20 protein-coding genes are annotated in these 17,570 nt (G+C 49.2%); 10 read left to right on the top strand and 10 right to left on the bottom strand.

The window, feature by feature from the left end; translation table 11 throughout:
* Window positions 1-4: 4 nt before the first annotated feature.
* Window positions 5-376 (top strand): DUF6164 family protein, encoded by a 372-nt coding sequence (locus METMA_RS0113185; protein WP_020159564.1) that lies wholly within the window; start codon window positions 5-7, stop codon window positions 374-376.
* 371 nt (window positions 377-747) lie between these two features.
* Here METMA_RS0113185 and METMA_RS0113175 read toward each other — a convergent pair whose 3' ends face one another.
* Together METMA_RS0113175 and METMA_RS0113170 are read right to left on the bottom strand one after the other, a co-directional pair.
* On the bottom strand, window positions 748-1,104 hold the full coding sequence (locus METMA_RS0113175) for a DUF2956 family protein (protein ID WP_020159562.1): 357 nt from the start codon (window positions 1,102-1,104) through the stop codon (window positions 748-750).
* 389 nt (window positions 1,105-1,493) lie between these two features.
* The gene (locus METMA_RS0113170; RefSeq protein ID WP_027147308.1) at window positions 1,494-1,805 is read right to left on the bottom strand and encodes a DUF3301 domain-containing protein; all 312 of its coding nucleotides are present in this window, start codon (window positions 1,803-1,805) and stop codon (window positions 1,494-1,496) included.
* A gap of 85 nt (window positions 1,806-1,890) precedes the next feature.
* Between METMA_RS0113170 and METMA_RS0113165 the strand changes: the two genes are divergently transcribed.
* Together METMA_RS0113165 and METMA_RS0113160 are read left to right on the top strand one after the other, a co-directional pair.
* Window positions 1,891-2,304 (top strand): GFA family protein, encoded by a 414-nt coding sequence (locus METMA_RS0113165; protein WP_027147307.1) that lies wholly within the window; start codon window positions 1,891-1,893, stop codon window positions 2,302-2,304.
* A 60-nt stretch (window positions 2,305-2,364) separates the two neighbouring features.
* Window positions 2,365-3,033 (top strand): alpha/beta hydrolase, encoded by a 669-nt coding sequence (locus METMA_RS0113160; RefSeq protein WP_020159560.1) that lies wholly within the window; start codon window positions 2,365-2,367, stop codon window positions 3,031-3,033.
* Window positions 3,034-3,128: 95 nt separating this feature from the next.
* Here METMA_RS0113160 and METMA_RS24595 read toward each other — a convergent pair whose 3' ends face one another.
* Complete coding sequence (locus METMA_RS24595; protein ID WP_232216353.1) at window positions 3,129-3,761, bottom strand: sterol desaturase family protein; 633 nt, start codon at window positions 3,759-3,761, stop codon at window positions 3,129-3,131.
* A 747-nt stretch (window positions 3,762-4,508) separates the two neighbouring features.
* Between METMA_RS24595 and METMA_RS28215 the strand changes: the two genes are divergently transcribed.
* From METMA_RS28215 to METMA_RS0113125, 7 genes are all read left to right on the top strand, one after another.
* Window positions 4,509-4,703 carry a transposase gene (locus METMA_RS28215; RefSeq protein WP_198014672.1) on the top strand — a complete coding sequence of 65 codons (195 nt, stop codon included), beginning with the start codon at window positions 4,509-4,511 and terminating at the stop codon, window positions 4,701-4,703.
* A gap of 272 nt (window positions 4,704-4,975) precedes the next feature.
* Complete coding sequence (locus tag METMA_RS0113150; RefSeq protein ID WP_027147306.1) at window positions 4,976-5,491, top strand: Hsp20/alpha crystallin family protein; 516 nt, start codon at window positions 4,976-4,978, stop codon at window positions 5,489-5,491.
* 61 nt (window positions 5,492-5,552) lie between these two features.
* Window positions 5,553-5,786: a cold-shock protein gene (locus METMA_RS0113145; protein WP_020159557.1), complete on the top strand. Its 234-nt coding sequence runs from the start codon at window positions 5,553-5,555 to the stop codon at window positions 5,784-5,786.
* A gap of 442 nt (window positions 5,787-6,228) precedes the next feature.
* Window positions 6,229-7,242, top strand: coding sequence for a helix-turn-helix domain-containing protein (locus METMA_RS24590; RefSeq protein WP_020159556.1), 1,014 nt, complete (start codon window positions 6,229-6,231; stop codon window positions 7,240-7,242).
* 228 nt (window positions 7,243-7,470) lie between these two features.
* Window positions 7,471-8,577, top strand: coding sequence for a Do family serine endopeptidase (locus tag METMA_RS0113135; RefSeq protein ID WP_020159555.1), 1,107 nt, complete (start codon window positions 7,471-7,473; stop codon window positions 8,575-8,577).
* Between the two features lie 76 nt (window positions 8,578-8,653).
* On the top strand, window positions 8,654-9,085 hold the full coding sequence (locus tag METMA_RS0113130; protein WP_156830499.1) for a hypothetical protein: 432 nt from the start codon (window positions 8,654-8,656) through the stop codon (window positions 9,083-9,085).
* Window positions 9,086-9,100: 15 nt separating this feature from the next.
* The gene (locus METMA_RS0113125; protein ID WP_020159553.1) at window positions 9,101-9,640 is read left to right on the top strand and encodes an HPF/RaiA family ribosome-associated protein; all 540 of its coding nucleotides are present in this window, start codon (window positions 9,101-9,103) and stop codon (window positions 9,638-9,640) included.
* A gap of 263 nt (window positions 9,641-9,903) precedes the next feature.
* Here the strand turns inward: METMA_RS0113125 and METMA_RS0113120 are convergent, their stop codons facing one another.
* From METMA_RS0113120 to METMA_RS0113090, 7 genes are all read right to left on the bottom strand, one after another.
* A complete protein-coding gene (locus METMA_RS0113120) occupies window positions 9,904-10,602 on the bottom strand; it encodes an energy transducer TonB (RefSeq protein WP_020159552.1) in 699 nt (232 codons plus the stop codon).
* 2 nt (window positions 10,603-10,604) lie between these two features.
* Window positions 10,605-11,012, bottom strand: coding sequence for an ExbD/TolR family protein (locus tag METMA_RS0113115; protein WP_020158805.1), 408 nt, complete (start codon window positions 11,010-11,012; stop codon window positions 10,605-10,607).
* A gap of 9 nt (window positions 11,013-11,021) precedes the next feature.
* On the bottom strand, window positions 11,022-11,546 hold the full coding sequence (locus tag METMA_RS0113110) for a MotA/TolQ/ExbB proton channel family protein (protein WP_020158806.1): 525 nt from the start codon (window positions 11,544-11,546) through the stop codon (window positions 11,022-11,024).
* Window positions 11,546-12,871, bottom strand: a complete 1,326-nt coding sequence (locus tag METMA_RS0113105) for a MotA/TolQ/ExbB proton channel family protein (RefSeq protein WP_020158807.1) — start codon at window positions 12,869-12,871, stop codon at window positions 11,546-11,548. The genes METMA_RS0113110 and METMA_RS0113105 overlap by 1 nt, the downstream gene beginning before the upstream one ends.
* On the bottom strand, window positions 12,868-13,614 hold the full coding sequence (locus METMA_RS0113100; RefSeq protein ID WP_232216352.1) for a DUF3450 domain-containing protein: 747 nt from the start codon (window positions 13,612-13,614) through the stop codon (window positions 12,868-12,870). Before METMA_RS0113100 ends, METMA_RS0113105 begins: the two co-directional genes overlap by 4 nt.
* Before the next feature lie 89 nt (window positions 13,615-13,703).
* Entirely contained in the window at window positions 13,704-14,894 is a 1,191-nt protein-coding gene (locus METMA_RS0113095) for a sialidase family protein (RefSeq protein WP_020159550.1), read from the bottom strand.
* Window positions 14,895-15,133: 239 nt separating this feature from the next.
* Window positions 15,134-17,419, bottom strand: coding sequence for a TonB-dependent receptor (locus METMA_RS0113090; protein WP_232216351.1), 2,286 nt, complete (start codon window positions 17,417-17,419; stop codon window positions 15,134-15,136).
* Window positions 17,420-17,570: the final 151 nt, after the last annotated feature.

Raw genomic sequence — 17,570 nt, 5'->3', positions numbered from 1 at the left:
TGAAATGTCTATTTTATTATTTCGCCTTGCAAATGTCCCCGAAGACGAAGCCGATGAAATTCGTGAATTGTTACGTTCTAATGAAATCGACTACTATGAGACATCTGCCGGAAACTGGGGTATATCAATGCCCGCAATTTGGCTATTAAAAGATGAAGATCTTTTTAAAGCACGACAATTGCTTGAAGAATACCAACGGCAAAGATTGGCAACTCAACGAGAATTATATCTGCAGCTCAAAAAAACAGGGACAAACACAACAATTCTCGCTAGCATCAAAGATAAACCGTTGCGATTTATCGTTTATTTAGGCGCCATACTGCTTATATTGTATGTCTCTATCAAGATGGTCCTTGAATTCGGTTTGAAGTTCTAATAGTCAATCAATTTAATTATGACGGGTACTTGTGCCCTTGAGGGTATTCGCACTATTCGCACGCTATGAATACTCTGCAAATTTTACTCGTCAGAACAAGGCTGGCTAAATACTAGTCTTTATCAACTCCATCCCGCTTCATCTTATTAAGCCTACGCTTGAAACCCTCTTTGTCCGACAAGTAATATAATAAAAGCAATAAAACAGGCCATACTAAAAAGGCAAGTAGTTTCAAAACAGTTCCAAAGCCCATAATCATCACCTTATTTGTAAATTCTAAAGATCACCTTTTAATTCAAGTAAATTTATTCTTGCTTTCGCTTCACGCCAACTCCTTAGATTAGGATTACAGAAGACGTCGCCAGGATTTTTCAAGCCAGCAAATAAATACCAATGCCCAACCATGTCAAAATTAACAATAACCAGGACACCCTGAATACCAGAAATAACCAGGATAATCCGTGCTGTTGACACAGTTCTCGTTCCTGTATTTGAGAATCACCTGATTCCACGAATTCGGGCTGATCCAAAGTTTTTTTAAATTTTCTGTCCGACTCTCTAGCCCAGGATTTCTGTTGCCTTTTATATAATCCAATCCCTTTTTGAATACTCTGAGCCATCCGTTTGGCTTGCTCTTTGGCCTGACCAAGTCGCTGAATCCCTCGGGCTACTCGTATCGCTTCATCCAGAGTTTCCTGAGACGGCTTTTGATAGTTTTGTTTGCTCATATTACTGATAATCCATTGATTTTCTTATCCGCCTAGTGAAAATTCTATATCTATAAAACAGAAATCCTCAAGACAAAAACAAAAAGGCAATAATTACAATAAAGAGTAAAAAGCGCCTTGATTAGAAAGCCCGATTAGTATCCGCCGCAGGCCGGCCATTAATTCTTGCTTTACTTTACCTGAACTTATAACCGTTCTGTAAGGTCAGCAAAATAAATTTTTCTTTCGACGCTTCCTCTTAGCTAATAAGTCCATGGATTTTCAAGTAAACACTGTCAAAAGTTTGGATATTTCGGTTCCGATCCACTCCGCTCATGTTCACATAACGGACAATTGTTCATGTTACGATCTGCCCCTAAAAATCTTTTTGCGTACTCATTTATTTATCCCTAAACTAATCGGTGCGGTTCCATTTGAATTGATTCGATCCGACATCCGAACATTACAATTTGCCCGTTATACCGTTCATTTCCGGTTGAAGAAAACTCAAACTGGAATGAACGCCATAAATGCACTTTTCCTGTTCTATCTCTTTTCAGCCAGAGACCGGTTAAGGCAATATAATCGTCCAGCATCTGAACGTTCATATCCAAACAATGCTGCTTAGTTGCGTTAAGGGCTATCGACTTTACCCGCTGGGCACTCGCCCAATACAAGTAAGCGACAATTAATAAACCGATTAAAATGATATCAAATACCATACTTTAGTATTAATGGACAATTAAAGTTCAGATATTGCGCTAATTGTACTCAGGTTTATCATAACCCACTGTTTCGGGAGAATATATGAAACTTCCCATTACAGGCGGCTGCCTTTGTGGCGCTGTCAGATACGAAATTTCAGTCAAACCCGCCAGTAGTTTCAACTGCCATTGCAGAACATGTCAAAAAGCTTTGGGTGCCCCGTATTTAGCGGCCATGCTTGTGCCGTCATCCGCACTTACAATAACTGGCAATTATAAAGAGTACGCAACTATTGCCGCCAGCGGCCATGTTGTTTATCGAGCATTCTGTCCTGAATGCGGGACCGCCTTGTTTGGCAGGAACAGCGCTTTCACCAAATTGAGACCGGTTAGCGCATCTACGCTGGATGACCCCAGCATTTTCCGGCCGCAAAAAGATATTTGGGTAGCCGATGCCCAGCCATGGGACTATATGAATCCTGATCTGCCAAAATTTGACGGCAATCCCTGGCATTAATCACTTTTCTCATAAGCATATTCAATTTCATATTTGTTCACATCATTTTCGGGGTAACCTATGATTTCTCAACTTAGTACAATAGAAATTCAACCTGAATCTGTTCATAAATATTCCATTATATGGCTTCATGGCCTAGGCGCTGATGGGCACGACTTTGCCGGCATTGTCCCGCAACTGAATTTAAACGAAGCTCAGGCCATTCATTTTATTTTCCCCAATGCCCCTATTCAGCCTGTAACCATCAACGGCGGTATGAAAATGCGCGCCTGGTACGACATTTTGGAAAAGTTACCCTCCAGAAGAGTCGATATCGCTGGAATTTATGAATCCAGCACATTAATCGACAAGCTTATTCAACAGGAAATCGATAAAGGCATTGCTTCCGAGAATATTTTACTGGCGGGATTCTCCCAAGGCGGCGCCATTGCTCTTCACGCCGGTTTGAAATATCCGCACAAACTGGCTGGAATCATAGCTCTCTCAACTTATCTGCCGACACTTGAACAATTAGAAAAAAAGCGGTCAAGTACCAATAATGCCACGCCTATCCTGATGGCCCATGGCATTATAGATCCTGTTGTGGCGATTGAATCGGGTAAAGCAGCGTATGTTGCGCTAAAGGAAATGGGATATGACATTGTCTGGCATGATTATATTATGGAACATGCCGTATGTTTGGAAGAAATAGAGCACCTATCCTGTTTTATTAATGCCGTCTTTAAATAAAAGTACGGCATTTTTGTTATTTAATAGATACTCTCGAATTTAGTGCCCAGGATACCATGATGACAGCTATGCGTCTGTGGCGATTTCTGGGTACATCAATGCCGCGATGACTGAAATCGCGTAAACCCCAAAAGAAACAGCGCCATGAAATCCTGGGTTTTGACATACCGAAGACCAATTTCAGCGGGCCTTATCTCAATTATCGTCTTGAATAAATGATCCCATATTGAAAACACGGCCCCATAGTTATGATCATGCTCCTCTCGCAGAGTTGAATGATGAGCCTTATGTAAATAAGGCACAATGATAATCCGGCCCAGCCATTTCTCGCCCGGGACTGAAACATCCATGTGATGAAAAATCACAAATACCGTAATTACCGCTTCACTAATGATCACCACGGCCTTATCCACACCGAATACGATAATATAAAGCGCTTTCAGGCCGGCCGTCAGTAATAGCTCGACTAAATGCAAACGAAATGCCGTTGAAACATTAAACGAAGGGTCGCTGTGGTGTACTTGGTGAAACATCCACAGGAAGTTAAACATATGATTCGCTTTATGCCAGAAATACAAAGTCAAATCGAGCAACATAAATGACACGGCGATCCTGATAACGGGATTAGAAATCTGGCTCAGCAATCCTGCCGAGGCGTATTGTTCGGCAATAGTCAACAAGGAATACACCGAGAGCAGCGACATCATGACGCTATTAAAAACAAACATACTGATATTTGTTAAATAATGCCGCCGGAAAGCTTTTAATGGCCGCTCAGCGCAAGCATGGCGATCTTCAATTACCAACATGACAATGAAAGCCATTAAGATAACGAGCAACTGCGATTGCTCCGAGGTAAATACCAGTACCGATGACTGAACAACAGAAAACGAAAGCTCCGAACCAAGTTCTCGTAACATCACTTTCTCCTCAAATATAAATTTGAACAAATCAAATCTTAAGAAAATTTGACGTTTAAACCAGCTTTCTACTTAACCTTAGTTACAATAATTTACCTTTGAAATTCAAAAACTTGACCCAATAAAAAAACAGTCAGTCTCAATAAATATGCTCTTACCGCTTGCAGCCAATCTAACAAGCTAATCTTAGTCGCTCCTTATGTGGAAACAGGAAAGTGAGATAATCCTAAAGCCCTGTAGAGGTAAGGTTTGAGATTATATTCAACAGGCATGGCACGTAGACACCAGTGAGCTTTGTGCCCACCAGGGCCGCGGAATCGAGGCCAATCCGCCGTCGCCTGTTATTTCCTAAAAAATCAATTGTCAACCGAGTCCATCCAGTGACATAGCCCCCTTGCTCTGAATAACGGAGCAAAACGACATCCTGCACTCTTGGCCGGAGTCGAAAAACGCCGTATGGTTTAGTGTGGTGAAGCCGGATTATATTGCCGCCCAGGGCACCAGTAATAAGGCGATAAGCCATGATGTGGGTTTACGCGAAGACAATATAGGACTCTGGCTTCTCGCTCTGCTTTTCTCCAGGAGAAAAACCATCGTATTGGCTTTGTCTATACGCCCAAACATCATTCATGGCTCAATCAAGTGGAAATCTGGTTCGGTATCTTGACTCGGCGCCTGCTCAAACGGGGGCAGTTTTTCACCAAAGGAAGAACTCAGGCATCGTATCCTCACCATTATTGCGTTTTTTAACGATGATACGCTGGCTAAACCGTTTCGCTGGACTTATTCCAGCAAACCGCTGCTGATATGAATTATCGTAATTTACTGTTATGTACTAGGTATTTGCACCAATTCTACCGTCTTTGAAAATACGCTACATTTTATTCACAGGAAAAAATTGAAGCTGTTTAAGGTTTCTTGACTGAATGCCAGTAACCGAAGCACTTCAAGCCATCGTTTTTATTTTTTACGAAAGATTTTTCCCTTGCAGTTGCCAAATAATAGATTCGGAGAAGAGCATTATGAGTAATGATGATCAAAGCCAAGATCCAAATAAAAATATTGCTAAGGCACCATCAGAGCCATCTCAGCTAGGTTCCGGCCTAATTGCTTTTGATGATTTAGATCGCTGGTTTGATAATCTGCTTTCCCGTCGCTGGTTACAACCGGACTGGAAACTCCCTAGTTGGCCGGAAAGAGAATTCTCTCTCAGCAAAAACATTCCCAAAGTGGATGTTATCGAACACGATAACGAAATAAAGGTTCAGGCGGCCCTGCCAGGCGTGAAAAAAGAAGATCTGGATGTTTCAATAGATGACCAAATGGTGACTATTCGCGCATCCTGCAAACAGGAAGAAGAAACGAAGAACGAGAACTATTACTGCCGAGAAATAAACCGTGGAGAATTTCAAAGGACTTTATCTTTACCTACTCAAGTGGATGGTGAGAAGGCTAAAGCTTCATTCAAGGACGGAATACTTGATATTACCATCCCCAAGTCAGAACAAAGTAAACGCAGAAGCATAGAAATTATGTAATGCCGGATACCTTGCGCTACTTTCTACAAATACATTTTTAACATTTTAGGATTTTCGAATTATGTCTACGAATATGAATACATCGACTACTACTTCTATTACTGGCACTGTTAAATGGTTTAATGCCGATAAAGGTTTCGGCTTTATTGAACAAGAGAAAGGTCCCGATGTTTTTGTTCATTACAGCAACATTAACAACCCCGGCTTTAAATCACTCAATGACGGCCAGAAAGTACAATTTAATGTCACAAAGGGACAAAAAGGCCTCCAAGCTGAAAATGTAATTGTTATTTAATTTTCTCCGCGGAAGGATGCTTTTCTGTTTGTATTGCGTCCGATAAAGGGAGGCTAGTTTTCTCGCCTAAAAGGGAGGGCCAGGGGTTGGTTGAGACAATCAAGAATAAACGACTTATTGATCGCACTTACTCCGGCCCATTCCTAGCAGCAAGAGGCAAGATTTTCCCTTTTGGCGAAAGAGCCCGCGCGTTAAAGTCTAAAGAAAATTTACCACTTTATGCACGGCATTGAATCCAATAGTTGCTTGACGTTATTTAGCAAAAGTTAATCAACTTTGTCTTCAATTAATAAGGTCGCCATCTATAAACAATGGCGTGAATGGATTGGCAATAACGTAATTATCACTTTTATAACCGAAGCCTAATCGTAAAAGGATTCCTCAACATTTGAAAAAATGGAGTTGAAAAATGACCCGATCAAAATTCACAGGAGTCCCCATAGTGCTGGATGTCGATCTGCATAATGGGGAAGAATTTCTGGGGCGTTTCAAAACCAGCGCAATCAGTTTCAATGAAATCAAGCTTGCCGCAAGAGAAAAAGTAATAGGAAACCATCACAGTGTCGACATTACTTTTACGATTGACTATGGCATTAATAAATTCTTTAAATTGACGGGCATCGTTTCACATCAATCGGAAAACGTATTGAAACTCTCTTTTTCTCGTGCTTACCTGAAATATTTCGAAGCGGTCAATCAATTGTTATTGATGTCGCTTGACGAACCGGAAACAAAAACCGTTAACGAACTACTTAGCAAAAACCCGGATGTGTGCAAGGACTGTACAACATATGCCTCCTGCCTGATGTCTACCTTGCAAACAGATGATCGCCAGCACTTGCAAAGCATTATTTCCCAGCAATATTACCTGGACAGCGGCCAGCACATTTTCCATGCCGAGCAACCTTTTCGATATTTGTATCTTGTCCGCTCCGGAACGGTTAAATCCTGGTGTGTTTTCGGCGACGGTCACGAACACATCATTCAGTTCCATTATCCGGGCGACATCATAGGTTTAAGCGCGATCAGTTCCGGCGTTTATGACTGCAATGCGACAACACTAAATACCTGTAGCCTTTGCAAGATCCCGTTTGATCAATATCAGAAACTGGCTGACAGCATACCAACGCTCAGCCATCAATTTATTAAGCTGATGAGCCATGAAATTGTTCAGAACAAACACTTGATGGAATTGCGCGGCAATAGAAGCGCTCCCGCCCGTCTCGCTATTTTCTTGAACGATCTGTCTCGAAACCTAAGTGAACGGGGGTTTTCCGCCAACGCTTTCAATTTACCCATGAGCCGTCGCGATATAGCCGATTATCTTGGACTCGCGGAAGAAACGGTAAGCCGGGCTTTCAGCCAGCTTCAGGATGAGGGATTGCTGGATGTTCAACGTAAATATATCCGTATACTCGACAATGCTAATAATATGAAAAGCTTCAATATCCAATAGCCGGTCCAGAAGGCCTAATCGCTTGCCTTTATGAGCAATCACCGCGTGTGCCTGAAATGAGCCTGAGCCCCGTTCCTTGTTGATTACCGGGAAAAATATCACTCATTTTAGTGCAATCGATGTGCACACACTAAAGAGCAGCATAATTAAAAAGAATTTTTGCCCGCATACAGGTTCTAATTCCACATTAGAACTGACTTGCCACTAGCAATGAGTTACGGAGCAATTATGAAAAAACAGATTTTCATGTATTTCCTGGCAATTGCTCTGATAATGGCAATATCAACCAAATTACCGGCATTAAACGCATGGGCACAGCTACCGATTCCCAATAATCCTCTGCCGGAGATGTTGAAAAGAGTCATCCCCGCTGTTGTCAATATCTCCACGCGCATACGATTAACCCATAAAGAAAACCCTTTATTCAAAGATCCCTTCTATCGCGAATTATTTGATATGTCCGACAAGTCGCTGGAATGGGAAATCCAGAATCTCGGCTCTGGGGTAGTCATTGACGCCAGCAAAGGCTATGTCATTACTAATCATCATGTGATTGACAAGGCAGACCAAATCACAGTGACACTACAGGACAACAGAAGCTATGACGCGACAGTAATCGGCAGCGACCCAAATACGGAAATAGCCTTGATTAAAATCAAAACGGGCAAATTGGTCGAATTGCCCAAAGGCAATTCCGATACATTACAGGTCGGCGATATTGTCGTTGCTATAGGCAGCCCTTTCGGCCTCGGCCAAACGGTTACATCCGGAATAATAAGCGCATTGGGCCGCTCCAGTCTGGGTATAGAAGGCTATGAGGATTTTATTCAGACTGATGCCTCCATCAACCCCGGCAATTCCGGCGGCGCGCTGGTCAATTTGCAGGGAGAATTAATCGGTATCAATACCGCCATAGTCGGGCCTAACGGCAGCAACGTGGGAATCGGCTTTGCCATACCTATTAATATGGCCAATCATGTTGTCAAGCAGATCATTCAATACGGCAATATACAGAGAGGACAGATAGGCATTCAGATTCAAAATATAACCCCGGATCTGGCTCGGACGTTTAATATCAAACAGCAGCAAGGAGCTATTATTTCCGGTGTTATTCCCGGCTCGCCAGCCGATAAGGCGGGTTTGAAAAAAGGCGATATAGTCATTGCCATGAATGGCCAGCCGATTGATACCTCAACCAGACTAAGCAATAGCATTGCATTAATGCGGGTAGGCGATAAAGTCGATCTGCATATCTCCCGTGACGGGCAAGAGAAAACCATAAAAACCCGAATTGCGAAAACCGATAATAATGCGGAGCTTGGTAATCAGTATTAGCTCCTTACCCAAGGGGAACAAGCGTAGATGATTTAAATTAAGGAATCCGGTTATGAAAATAGCAGAGCAGCGGTTCATGAATATAAACCAATACATTGAATCAATGAGTGAAGTACGCAGAGGCTTTCTGCTGACGGCCTGCGTTTGGTTTATCTTTATGATAGCCAGCGGCGGACGCATGCCGCTTACCGCCCTGTTGATTGATCAAAGCTATTTTTTTGCCCTCTTTATCCTGTTAATGGGCAGCGCCATGGATGCGATCCTGATCGTGGAACTTTTACGGTCAGGATTTCCGAAAACCCGGGTATGGAGCGATTTCAAACACTTCGGCATCATCGTCATTGTCTGGCTGGTACTGATACTGTTGTCGATGCGCGTACTTCTGCTGCTTACCCAGCCTAACCTTAACAAACCCTCAAGTGCCCTGCCGGAATCAAACCGGCATACCAGCATTTATTTTATCGCCCAGCCACATAACGACCATTTAAGCCATTCGTACTATATTTGATATAGGTAGATCATCATGCAGATTCCATTACAGATTACTTTTCGAGGAATACCTCATTCTGATGCCGTAGAAGCCAGGATCCGCGAAAAAGTGGCAAAACTGGAAAAATTTCATACCCATATTATGAGCTGCCGGGTCGCCGTGGAGTCAGAACACCAGCACCATCGCCATGGCAATCAATACCACATTCGTATCGATATCACCACGCCCCGCAAAGAGCTGGTCATCAGCCGGGAGCATCATGACAAGCAAGCCCATGAAGATATTTATGTGGCCATACGCGACGCTTTTAAGGCGGCAACAAGACAACTGGAAGATTATGCCCGCGTTCAACGCGGTGAAGTTAAAAACCATAACCTGCAGAACTTCGGAACAGTAGCACGCTTGCTGCCTGAAGAAGATCACGGTTTTATCGTGGCCGAGGATGGCCGTGAAATTTATTTCCATAGAAATAGTGTGGTAGGCGAATTTGACCAGTTAGAGGCAGGCAGTCCGGTCCGCTATGTGCTGGAAGAAGACGATATTGGCCCCCGGGCCAGCACTGTTTATCCATAGGCCTTTGTCCTTGACGGAGCCCTTGAATTCGCAGATCGACTCTTGCCAGCAAACCGCCAGTCCGTAATAAGAAAAATTAGCGATCCTTTATGCGAATGAATTTTTATCGGACGGTAATCCTTTCGAGCTGTTATTTTCTCAGCAACCTTGCCTGGGCAGGCGAATACAGTCCCGTACAGAGCATCGCCAAAAAACGCTGTACGTGGACTTGTCTTCGCGCCCAAGTCTAAAAGCCTGAGATCGGACCATAAAATTAAGTCCAATCACTTCGCCAGTTTAAACTGCAGCACCTGAACCGCGCGTTGCTCGACCGGGGCGCCGTTAACCCGCTTTTCCTTGAACTTCCATTTATTGATGGCCTCCAGCGCCACCTTGTCGAAGATGCCGTTCGGCTTGGCCTCAACCACGACCGCATCCTTGACCGTGCCCGTGCGGGTAATGGTGAACTCTATTTTCACCCAGCCCTGAATCCGCCGGTTGGCCGCGCGCCGCGGGTATTTGGGCGGAACCCGGACCAGCGCCACCACATTGGCGCTGACGCCGGTGCCGGCCTCGGCGGGCGCCGGTGTCTGCTCGCGCGACGAACTGGCCGGCGCGAGGGCCGGCGCGGGCGCGTCCACCTTGGCCGGCGCCAGATCCAGCGCGGGCAGATCCGGCACGGGCTTGGGCGCCGGCGCCTTGACCGGTGCCGGCTTGGGCACGGGTTTCGGTTTTGGCGCTTTTTTCGGGACCGGCGGTTTGGGGCTAGCCTTGACCGGTTCGGGCGGCTTCGGTTTTTCCGGCGGTTTCGGCTTGGGCTCCGGCGGAGGCGGCTCGCGCTTGAGCCGGACGAATTCCACCTGATGCAGCGGCTCGGTTTTTTTGACCCCCTGCGCGTCCGGCATGATCATCGCCTGCATCAGCCAGAATAACAGCAGCGAGGCCAGCAGCCCCGTCAATAACGCGGTGACAAGCGATTTCACGGCTATTCCGATTCGGTGGCAATGGCGGCATTGGCGATGCCGGCCAGCCGTATCTGGTCCATCACCTGGATCAGGGCATGGGTTTTAGCCTCCCGGTCGGCGGCGATAATGACCGAGCCGAGCGGATTTTCCGCATGCAGCCGGGTGACGGTGGCCCGGACCGCGCGGATGTCGACGGCCTGCTTGTCGATCCACACTTCCCCGTTGGGTTTGATGGCGACAATAATATGGCCCTGTTCGTTTTTTTCCGCGGTTTGCGCGCTCGGGCGGTTGACGTCGATGCCTGATTCCTTGACGGACGAGGCGGTGACGATAAAGAAAATTAGCATGATGAACACGATGTCCAGCATCGGCGTCATGTCGATTTCAGAGTTCTGGTCGGCGCTTGAGCGGCCATTTCTGCGGCGCATGGGCAAATCCTAGTGATAGGTTAACAAGTCGGTCAGGTGATGGGTTTCACGGCTGACGCGGGCTTCGATCAGTTTGTTGAAATACAGGCCGGCGATGGCGATCACCATGCCGGCCATGGTCGGGATGGTGGCGTGCGAGACGCCCGAGGCCATGGCTTTGGTGTTGCTGGTGCCGGTCACGGCCATGACGTCGAAGACCTGGATCATGCCGGTCACGGTGCCCAGCAGCCCCAGCAGCGGGCATAGGCTGATCAGCATTTTGATGATCGGCAGGGTGCGGGTCATATTGATCCTGGCTTCGGAAATAAGGCATTCGCGGATGCCGAGCGCCGGCCGCGAGGCTTTGTCGCGTCGGCGCTCCCATTGCGCCACCCAGTCGGCCTTGCGTTGCGGATAGGTCAGGTTGAAAAACAGAAACCATTCGGCCACCAGGGTCCACAGGGCAATGGAGGTCAGCAGGATCACCCGCAGCACCGGGCCGCCGGCGTTCAAAAAGTCCTGGATCGCGTCCAGCAGGGTCAACAGCGCCGTCATTACTGGCCCGCGCGGCGGCTGATCAGGCCGGCCGTCTGTTCGTCCAGAATCTGGATCAGGATGTGGCTGCGCGCGACCACCAGGCTGTGCAGGAACAGCAGCGGGATCGCCACGCACAGTCCCTGCATCGTGGTCACCAGCGCCTGGGAGATGCCGCCGGCCATCAGCTTGGGATCGCCGGTGCCGAACAGGCTGATGGACTGGAAGGTCAGGATCATGCCGGTGATGGTGCCCAAAAGGCCCAGCAGGGGCGCCACGGCCGCCAGCAGTTTGATCATGGCGATGCCCCGTTCCAGGGCCGGCACTTCGCGGGTGATGGCCTCATCCAGCAGCAGTTCGAGATTATCGGTCTCTTGCGCGGCGCTGTGTTCGGCGACCGCGAGCACGCGGCCCAGCGGATTGTCCTCGCTGATCTCGGGGCGGTTCATCTGCCGGGTCATTTTCTGGCCGATCCGGGTCAGGACCACCAGCCGGACCACGCCGTAGAGAAAGCCGATGACCCCGAGGGCCATGATGATATAGCCGATGGCGCCGCCCTGCGCCAGGCGCTCGAGCGTGTCGGGGGTTTGAATGAGCATGCCGAGGATGGCGCCGCGGGTCGGGTCGATGCCGATCGCCACGGGGCCGGTCTGGGCGGCGCTGATGGCTTCGGCCAGGTCGGTAAACTCGCTCTCCGGCTGCCGCGGCAGGTCGGCGAGCTTGCCGGTTTCGGGCAGGTAGCGCAGGTACTTGCCATCGGCCAGGGCGTTAAAGGCGCCGATCCGGATGACCTTGGCCTGACGCGGTTCGCCCGCGGCCGACAGCACTTCCTGGTCGTAATAGACGACTTTGCCGGATTCGGTCATTTCCTGCTGCAGGCTAAACCACAGCCGCTCCAGCTGGTCGATCGTGGGCAGGGCTTTGGCGTCGGCGATGGCGGCCAGTTGCCGGCTTCGGTCCGGGAATTCCGCCGAAATCAGGGACGCGTTCAGGTCGGCTTTTAAATCGCCGGCCACCTGCCGGGCGACATCGAACAGGTCGGTCAAGGTGCCGCTGCGGTTATCGAGCTCGCCGGCCAGTTGGCTGAGCTGCGCCTTGCCGGCGTTCAGCCGCGCGCTTAATTGCTGGCTCAGCTGCTCCTGTTGACGGAGCTCGGCGCGTGCCGCTTCCAGGGCTTGCGCCTGGTCGGCGGCGGCCAGAAACCGGGCTTCCTGATCGGCGTCGATTTTGCCGGCGGCGCCTTGCGTCTGCTGGATGTCGCGCAGCAGCTTGTCCAGGTCCAGGTGGTCGGCAAAGGCGCTGCTGCAGGCCAGCAGCGCGGCGAACATAATCATGGCTTTTTTCATCGGGCGGCCTCGGGCGCGGGAACGGGCAGGGTTAACAGGTCGGGCGCGGTTTCCTTGCGGGCGATGCGCAGGCCGTCGCGGATGGCGTTGCGGTAATCGGCCGGCAAGGTCTGCCAGCGTTTTTCCTCCTTGTTCCAGAAGCCGGTCTCGCTGCCGTCCAGGCGCTGGTAATACAGCGCGACCCGGCCCAGGCGCAGGAAATTGACCGAGCTGGTGGTGCCGTTCAGGACGATATTGCCCTTGTACGCCTCGATGGTGTTGCCGTATTCGTTTTCCACCTGAAACGCTTCCATGAGGCGGCGGAATTTTTCCGCCTCGGTGCTATCGGGCCTGACCACCAGCGCTTTCAGCTGCGCCAGGCGCTGCTGGCGCTCTTCGGGCAGGAAAGGCAGGTCCATGCGCACGAACTGCTCCAGACTGTCGAGCATGTGCAGGATCAGCGGCACAATCTCCTGCTTGGTCACCTCGATGTCCTTCAGTTGTTGTTCCAGCGAGGTTTTTTCCTGCGCTTGCGAGGCGAGCAGGTCCTGCAGATGCCGGTTGTAAATCGTCAAGGCCGCCGTTTGCCGGGACACGGCGCGGTATTGGGCCAGCAACGGGTGGTCCGGGGCGCCGGGCGCCTCGGCCTGGGGTACGGTGCCCGCGGCGCCCGCTGCGCTGACGGCCTGGCCGGGCGCGGCCAGCGCGCATAGCGCCAGCATAGCCGCGGCCAGGCAGGAAGGGGGTCGGCAAGAAATAAGCATAGATAGTCCAAATGATCGTATTAACAAATAAAAAGCATCAAAGTGCCGCGTTTGCGGCCAATGCGGATCTCTTAGATGGTGTGGGCTCTTTATTCATCAATTGGTTTTAAATGATAGGTTTGCTGTTGAGGATGCCAGGAAAGATAAAACTTCCGCCCGTCACTGATCAGAAAAGGTTCATCAATCATTTCGGTTGTTTGCGCGATCACTTCGGGCTTGGTCCAGCGTTTCCCGGCATCAACGGATTTCATTAGCTGAATCAGGTTATGGCTGCCGTCAAACTCCTGCCACACGATCATCACGCGATCGCCTACTGCCAGGACATGCGGATGGCTGGCGCCGTCATTGCCAAAGTTAAGCGGCTCGGAAAAATGCTCGCCGGCGTCGTTTGAATACGCATAAAACAGGCCCTGCTGGGTGTCGGAATTGCTAAACCATACGGCGTGATAGCTATCGGTATCGGAAATGGAAAGCCCGGGGCCATGGTGAGGACAGGCATCTATCTTCCAGTTCTCACGACCTAAGTGCTGGATATCGCCCGGTGTGCTCCAGTCTGTAAATCGATTGATGCCGTGGTCGCGGATGCCGCCTTCAAAAATATGCCGCCAGACGATAACGGGCAGGTTGGCATTGTTAATGGCGGTATCCAGTCGACAGCATTGACAAGTATGCGCGGCGATTCTTTTGTTGGGATAAAAATGCTTGCCGCCGTCATCAGACCAGGTGTAGTACAAGGACGACCCCTCAAACGTCTGCCCTGCCTTTTTGGCCGTCTGGCCGTCTCGGGCATCCAGCCAGGCGACAAGAATCTCTCCATTTTTGCCGACAGCCAGGCTATCAAAACGATGACTGATGATCTCAAGATTGTCGTTTAGAGTCACTGGCTCAGAAAAATGTTTGCCGCCATCGATAGAGCGGCTAAAACGGATATTTCCACTATGGGGCTTGTCCAGTTTGTTCGTCCAGGTAAGATAAATGTTACCCTGCGCATCCAATTTTATTTTTGGACGGTATTCGCCCTTGGCGATGACCGGTTCAGGATCGGCGTTGACAAGCGTAGGGGAAGAAAAACTTACGCCGTTATCCAGGGATGACTGTACATAAAGATGATCATTGTTCGCCCAGGTAATCCATAACACGCCCTTATTGTCGAAAGTGGCCGTGACCGTATTGGCGCACTGACTGGAAGGCAGCGCATCGGAATCGGTACAGGCTGTCTGTTTTTCCGCGTGCCCTTGCACGGACTTTTGCGTGCTATCGCCGGCGTGATCGGCCGTCATGTTGGTTGCGCATCCCGAAGCCGTCAATAGAACAAGAACAAGGCAAGAAGTAAGCGTTTTCATAGGCAATTGATATAAAGAGCAAAAATAAAAAGAAAGAATTCGCATTATAAAGATTCATTACTGGATTGGCTGGTTTTGTTGCCAAGCCACTTCACTAAGTCATCTCATCCAAAGAAAAATCAAATCCCGGTTCGGCAGCGCATCCCTGCGTTGCCGGAACGTTTTGGCAGTCGGTCTCAATAGTCCAGAGCGGCCTTAACAAAAAAAGTTCGTTGCGGATAGGGATGATTTTCATAAGCATTGACATCAAAGAGATTATCGATTCCCGCCGACAGCGTACTCTTCAGTTTTGGATGCAGATTCAGCCGGTAATTGGTTCTAAGATCGACAAATGTCGACTCATCGGTGCCGCCAAACACGTTGGCCTCCGTATCCGAATTATCCAGTTGTTGGAAGGAATCGCTGCGGTAACGCACGCTGACCGACGAATCCCACGCCGGCATTATATGATAAGTTAGCGACGCGTTCGCCTGCAGTTTGGGGATGCGGTCCCATTGGCTGCCGACCAGATCCGTATTTCTTGAGTTTTTGGTGATCTGCTTGTCGATGTAGGTACCGTTCAGCATCAAGTCCAAAGGCAGATCGAAGATTTCGTTCTGCAAAAAGGTCAAATCCACGCCAATAGCTTCGGTTTGCTCGATGGGCAGGAACGTCGTGACGCTATCCGATCCGAAGTTCTGTAACGTGCTGGCAATTTCATTGTTGATCTGGTCATAAAAGAAATTGGCGCGGATGTAACCCCGGGGAATATCGTACTGGGTCATGAAGTTATGGAAATAACCGTTTTCCGGCCCCAGATCCGGCGCGGAGATGCTTTGATTATTAAGCCTGGATACGCTGGCGAACAGCTCTTCGGCAATCGGGAAACGATAGGCCTTGGAAAACGAGTAGCGGAATGTCCAGGCATTCGGTGAATACTCCAATGAAGCCTTGGGGGAAACCCGGGAAGCGTCGCGGTCGGCATAATTTTGAATATCGTTTTTCGAAAAATCGCGGACATGGCCATTGATGGATTGCCAGTGGTCGAATCGAGCTCCGGCCATGATGCTCCAGTCCGGCAGAAAGCGCCATTCCAGTTGTGAAAAGGCGCTATTGGTCTGCGTTTCGCCGCCGCTGTCGGAACGGTGCCTGTCTTTGCTTTGCAGCAGATAATTATTGCTGTCAAACACATCGAGATTCAGGTGAGCGTGATTGAACTGATAGCCGGCCATGAACGACAGATCATCGCGGTCCAGAAAGTTGTCGGTGGCCAGTTTCAGGTCATAAGCGGCCCACCAAGCATCGACATCGGTCACCTGGCCCTTGTTTTGGTTTAACGGATGATTGGGGTTCAGATTGGAACTGACGGACCGGTCTTTAAAGGCATCGTAATAACTGGCCGTGGTATCGATGCTCCAGTCCTCGGAGATCTTGCCTTTCAGATTGAGGCCGTAGTTTAAGGTATTTCGCTCCGACTCACCGACTGAAAAAGCCGAACCTGGCACGGTAAATGTTCTTCCGTTTTGAGTGAAAACGCCGCCATTAGCCAGGCTATTACTTGATAACCCTGCCGTTGTCCCCCCGCCCCATAACGTATTGCCTGAGGCGTCTTTCAACAAGCTTAACGGGTCATCCGTTTCGCCAAACCGTTGCTCATAGGCGATCGTGAACAAACCTTTCAAATCGTCAGTAAAATCGTAGCCCATTTTAAGCTTGAACAGGTCAGTGGCTTGCTGCGCTATGCCGTCATCGCCATACCAAATACCGGGCGCGCCCGTAGGCTGGTTTTCAAACAGCCCGCCGGCGGCGGCGATCCCATCAGTACCGCTCGAGACACGGTTGGTACGGGGCGACTGCGGTTGCCCCTCATTCTCAAAGCGGTTGTAAGAGCCGAAAATGCTGAACTTGTCGAAACGGTTGCCCGCTGAAATATTGGTCTTGTATCCGGTCAGCAGTTCATTGCGGCCGCCGCGGTGCATGTCCTGGAATATCCCCATCGCATCCATATGGGCTTCAAACTGTTCCGGCATCCGGGTATTCAGATTGACCACGCCACCGAACGAAGCGCCGCCGTATTGCGCGGAAAACGGTCCATACAGCACTTCCACCGATTCGACCTCGCTCGGAGCGACCATCGACCATCGGGGCGCACCGTTATACCTGGTTTGTACCGGGTTGTGCAGCGGCATGCCGTCGGCGTAAACCGATGAATGTGTCGTCTGGAACGAATTCGATGCGCGTATACCCATGGTGCCGTTCGGGTCCCCGATGAAGCGCTTACGAATCAACACGCCGGGCGCGTATCTGACCGTATCCTCGACAGTGGTCGCATTAACCCGTGTTTCAATTTCTTCCGCGGTAGTGCTATATGAAGGCGTGGCCTGAGTCGTTGTTGGGAACAACGACTGCATGGGGGCAGTGATCACCATATCTTCACCTTGATAGGGTTCCCCAGTATCGTTTTTTGGAGGTTCCGCAGCCATGGGACTGCTTAAATAACTTATTCCTAATATAAATATGCCTTTTTTCATTTTTTCTTATCCGGCGATGTGTGAACAGGGTATGCCAAATTCAAGCAGCATATATGCCATTTTTTTAGCCTTGATTCTTAATGTTTGATAGCTATGAACTTAC

The organism is Methylobacter marinus A45 (genome assembly GCF_000383855.1).
Lineage (GTDB): Bacteria > Pseudomonadota > Gammaproteobacteria > Methylococcales > Methylomonadaceae > Methylobacter > Methylobacter marinus.
Note: the sequence above shows the minus strand (reverse complement) of the source record. Positions and strands in the feature narration are given on the sequence as shown.

Bases quoted from the DNA above. Each gene is read 5' to 3' on its own strand.
- METMA_RS0113185 (WP_020159564.1), top strand. From the start codon at position 5: ATGTCTATTTTATTATTTCGCCTTGCAAATGTCCCCGAAGACGAAGCC.
- METMA_RS0113175 (WP_020159562.1), bottom strand. From the start codon at position 1,104: ATGAGCAAACAAAACTATCAAAAGCCGTCTCAGGAAACTCTGGATGAA.
- METMA_RS0113170 (WP_027147308.1), bottom strand. From the start codon at position 1,805: ATGGTATTTGATATCATTTTAATCGGTTTATTAATTGTCGCTTACTTG.
- METMA_RS0113165 (WP_027147307.1), top strand. From the start codon at position 1,891: ATGAAACTTCCCATTACAGGCGGCTGCCTTTGTGGCGCTGTCAGATAC.
- METMA_RS0113160 (WP_020159560.1), top strand. From the start codon at position 2,365: ATGATTTCTCAACTTAGTACAATAGAAATTCAACCTGAATCTGTTCAT.
- METMA_RS24595 (WP_232216353.1), bottom strand. From the start codon at position 3,761: ATGTTTGTTTTTAATAGCGTCATGATGTCGCTGCTCTCGGTGTATTCC.
- METMA_RS0113150 (WP_027147306.1), top strand. From the start codon at position 4,976: ATGAGTAATGATGATCAAAGCCAAGATCCAAATAAAAATATTGCTAAG.
- METMA_RS0113145 (WP_020159557.1), top strand. From the start codon at position 5,553: ATGTCTACGAATATGAATACATCGACTACTACTTCTATTACTGGCACT.
- METMA_RS0113135 (WP_020159555.1), top strand. From the start codon at position 7,471: ATGAAAAAACAGATTTTCATGTATTTCCTGGCAATTGCTCTGATAATG.
- METMA_RS0113130 (WP_156830499.1), top strand. From the start codon at position 8,654: ATGAATATAAACCAATACATTGAATCAATGAGTGAAGTACGCAGAGGC.
- METMA_RS0113125 (WP_020159553.1), top strand. From the start codon at position 9,101: ATGCAGATTCCATTACAGATTACTTTTCGAGGAATACCTCATTCTGAT.
- METMA_RS0113115 (WP_020158805.1), bottom strand. From the start codon at position 11,012: ATGCGCCGCAGAAATGGCCGCTCAAGCGCCGACCAGAACTCTGAAATC.
- METMA_RS0113110 (WP_020158806.1), bottom strand. From the start codon at position 11,546: ATGACGGCGCTGTTGACCCTGCTGGACGCGATCCAGGACTTTTTGAAC.
- METMA_RS0113105 (WP_020158807.1), bottom strand. From the start codon at position 12,871: ATGAAAAAAGCCATGATTATGTTCGCCGCGCTGCTGGCCTGCAGCAGC.
- METMA_RS0113100 (WP_232216352.1), bottom strand. From the start codon at position 13,614: ATGCTTATTTCTTGCCGACCCCCTTCCTGCCTGGCCGCGGCTATGCTG.
- METMA_RS0113095 (WP_020159550.1), bottom strand. From the start codon at position 14,894: ATGACGGCCGATCACGCCGGCGATAGCACGCAAAAGTCCGTGCAAGGG.
- METMA_RS0113090 (WP_232216351.1), bottom strand. From the start codon at position 17,419: ATGGCTGCGGAACCTCCAAAAAACGATACTGGGGAACCCTATCAAGGT.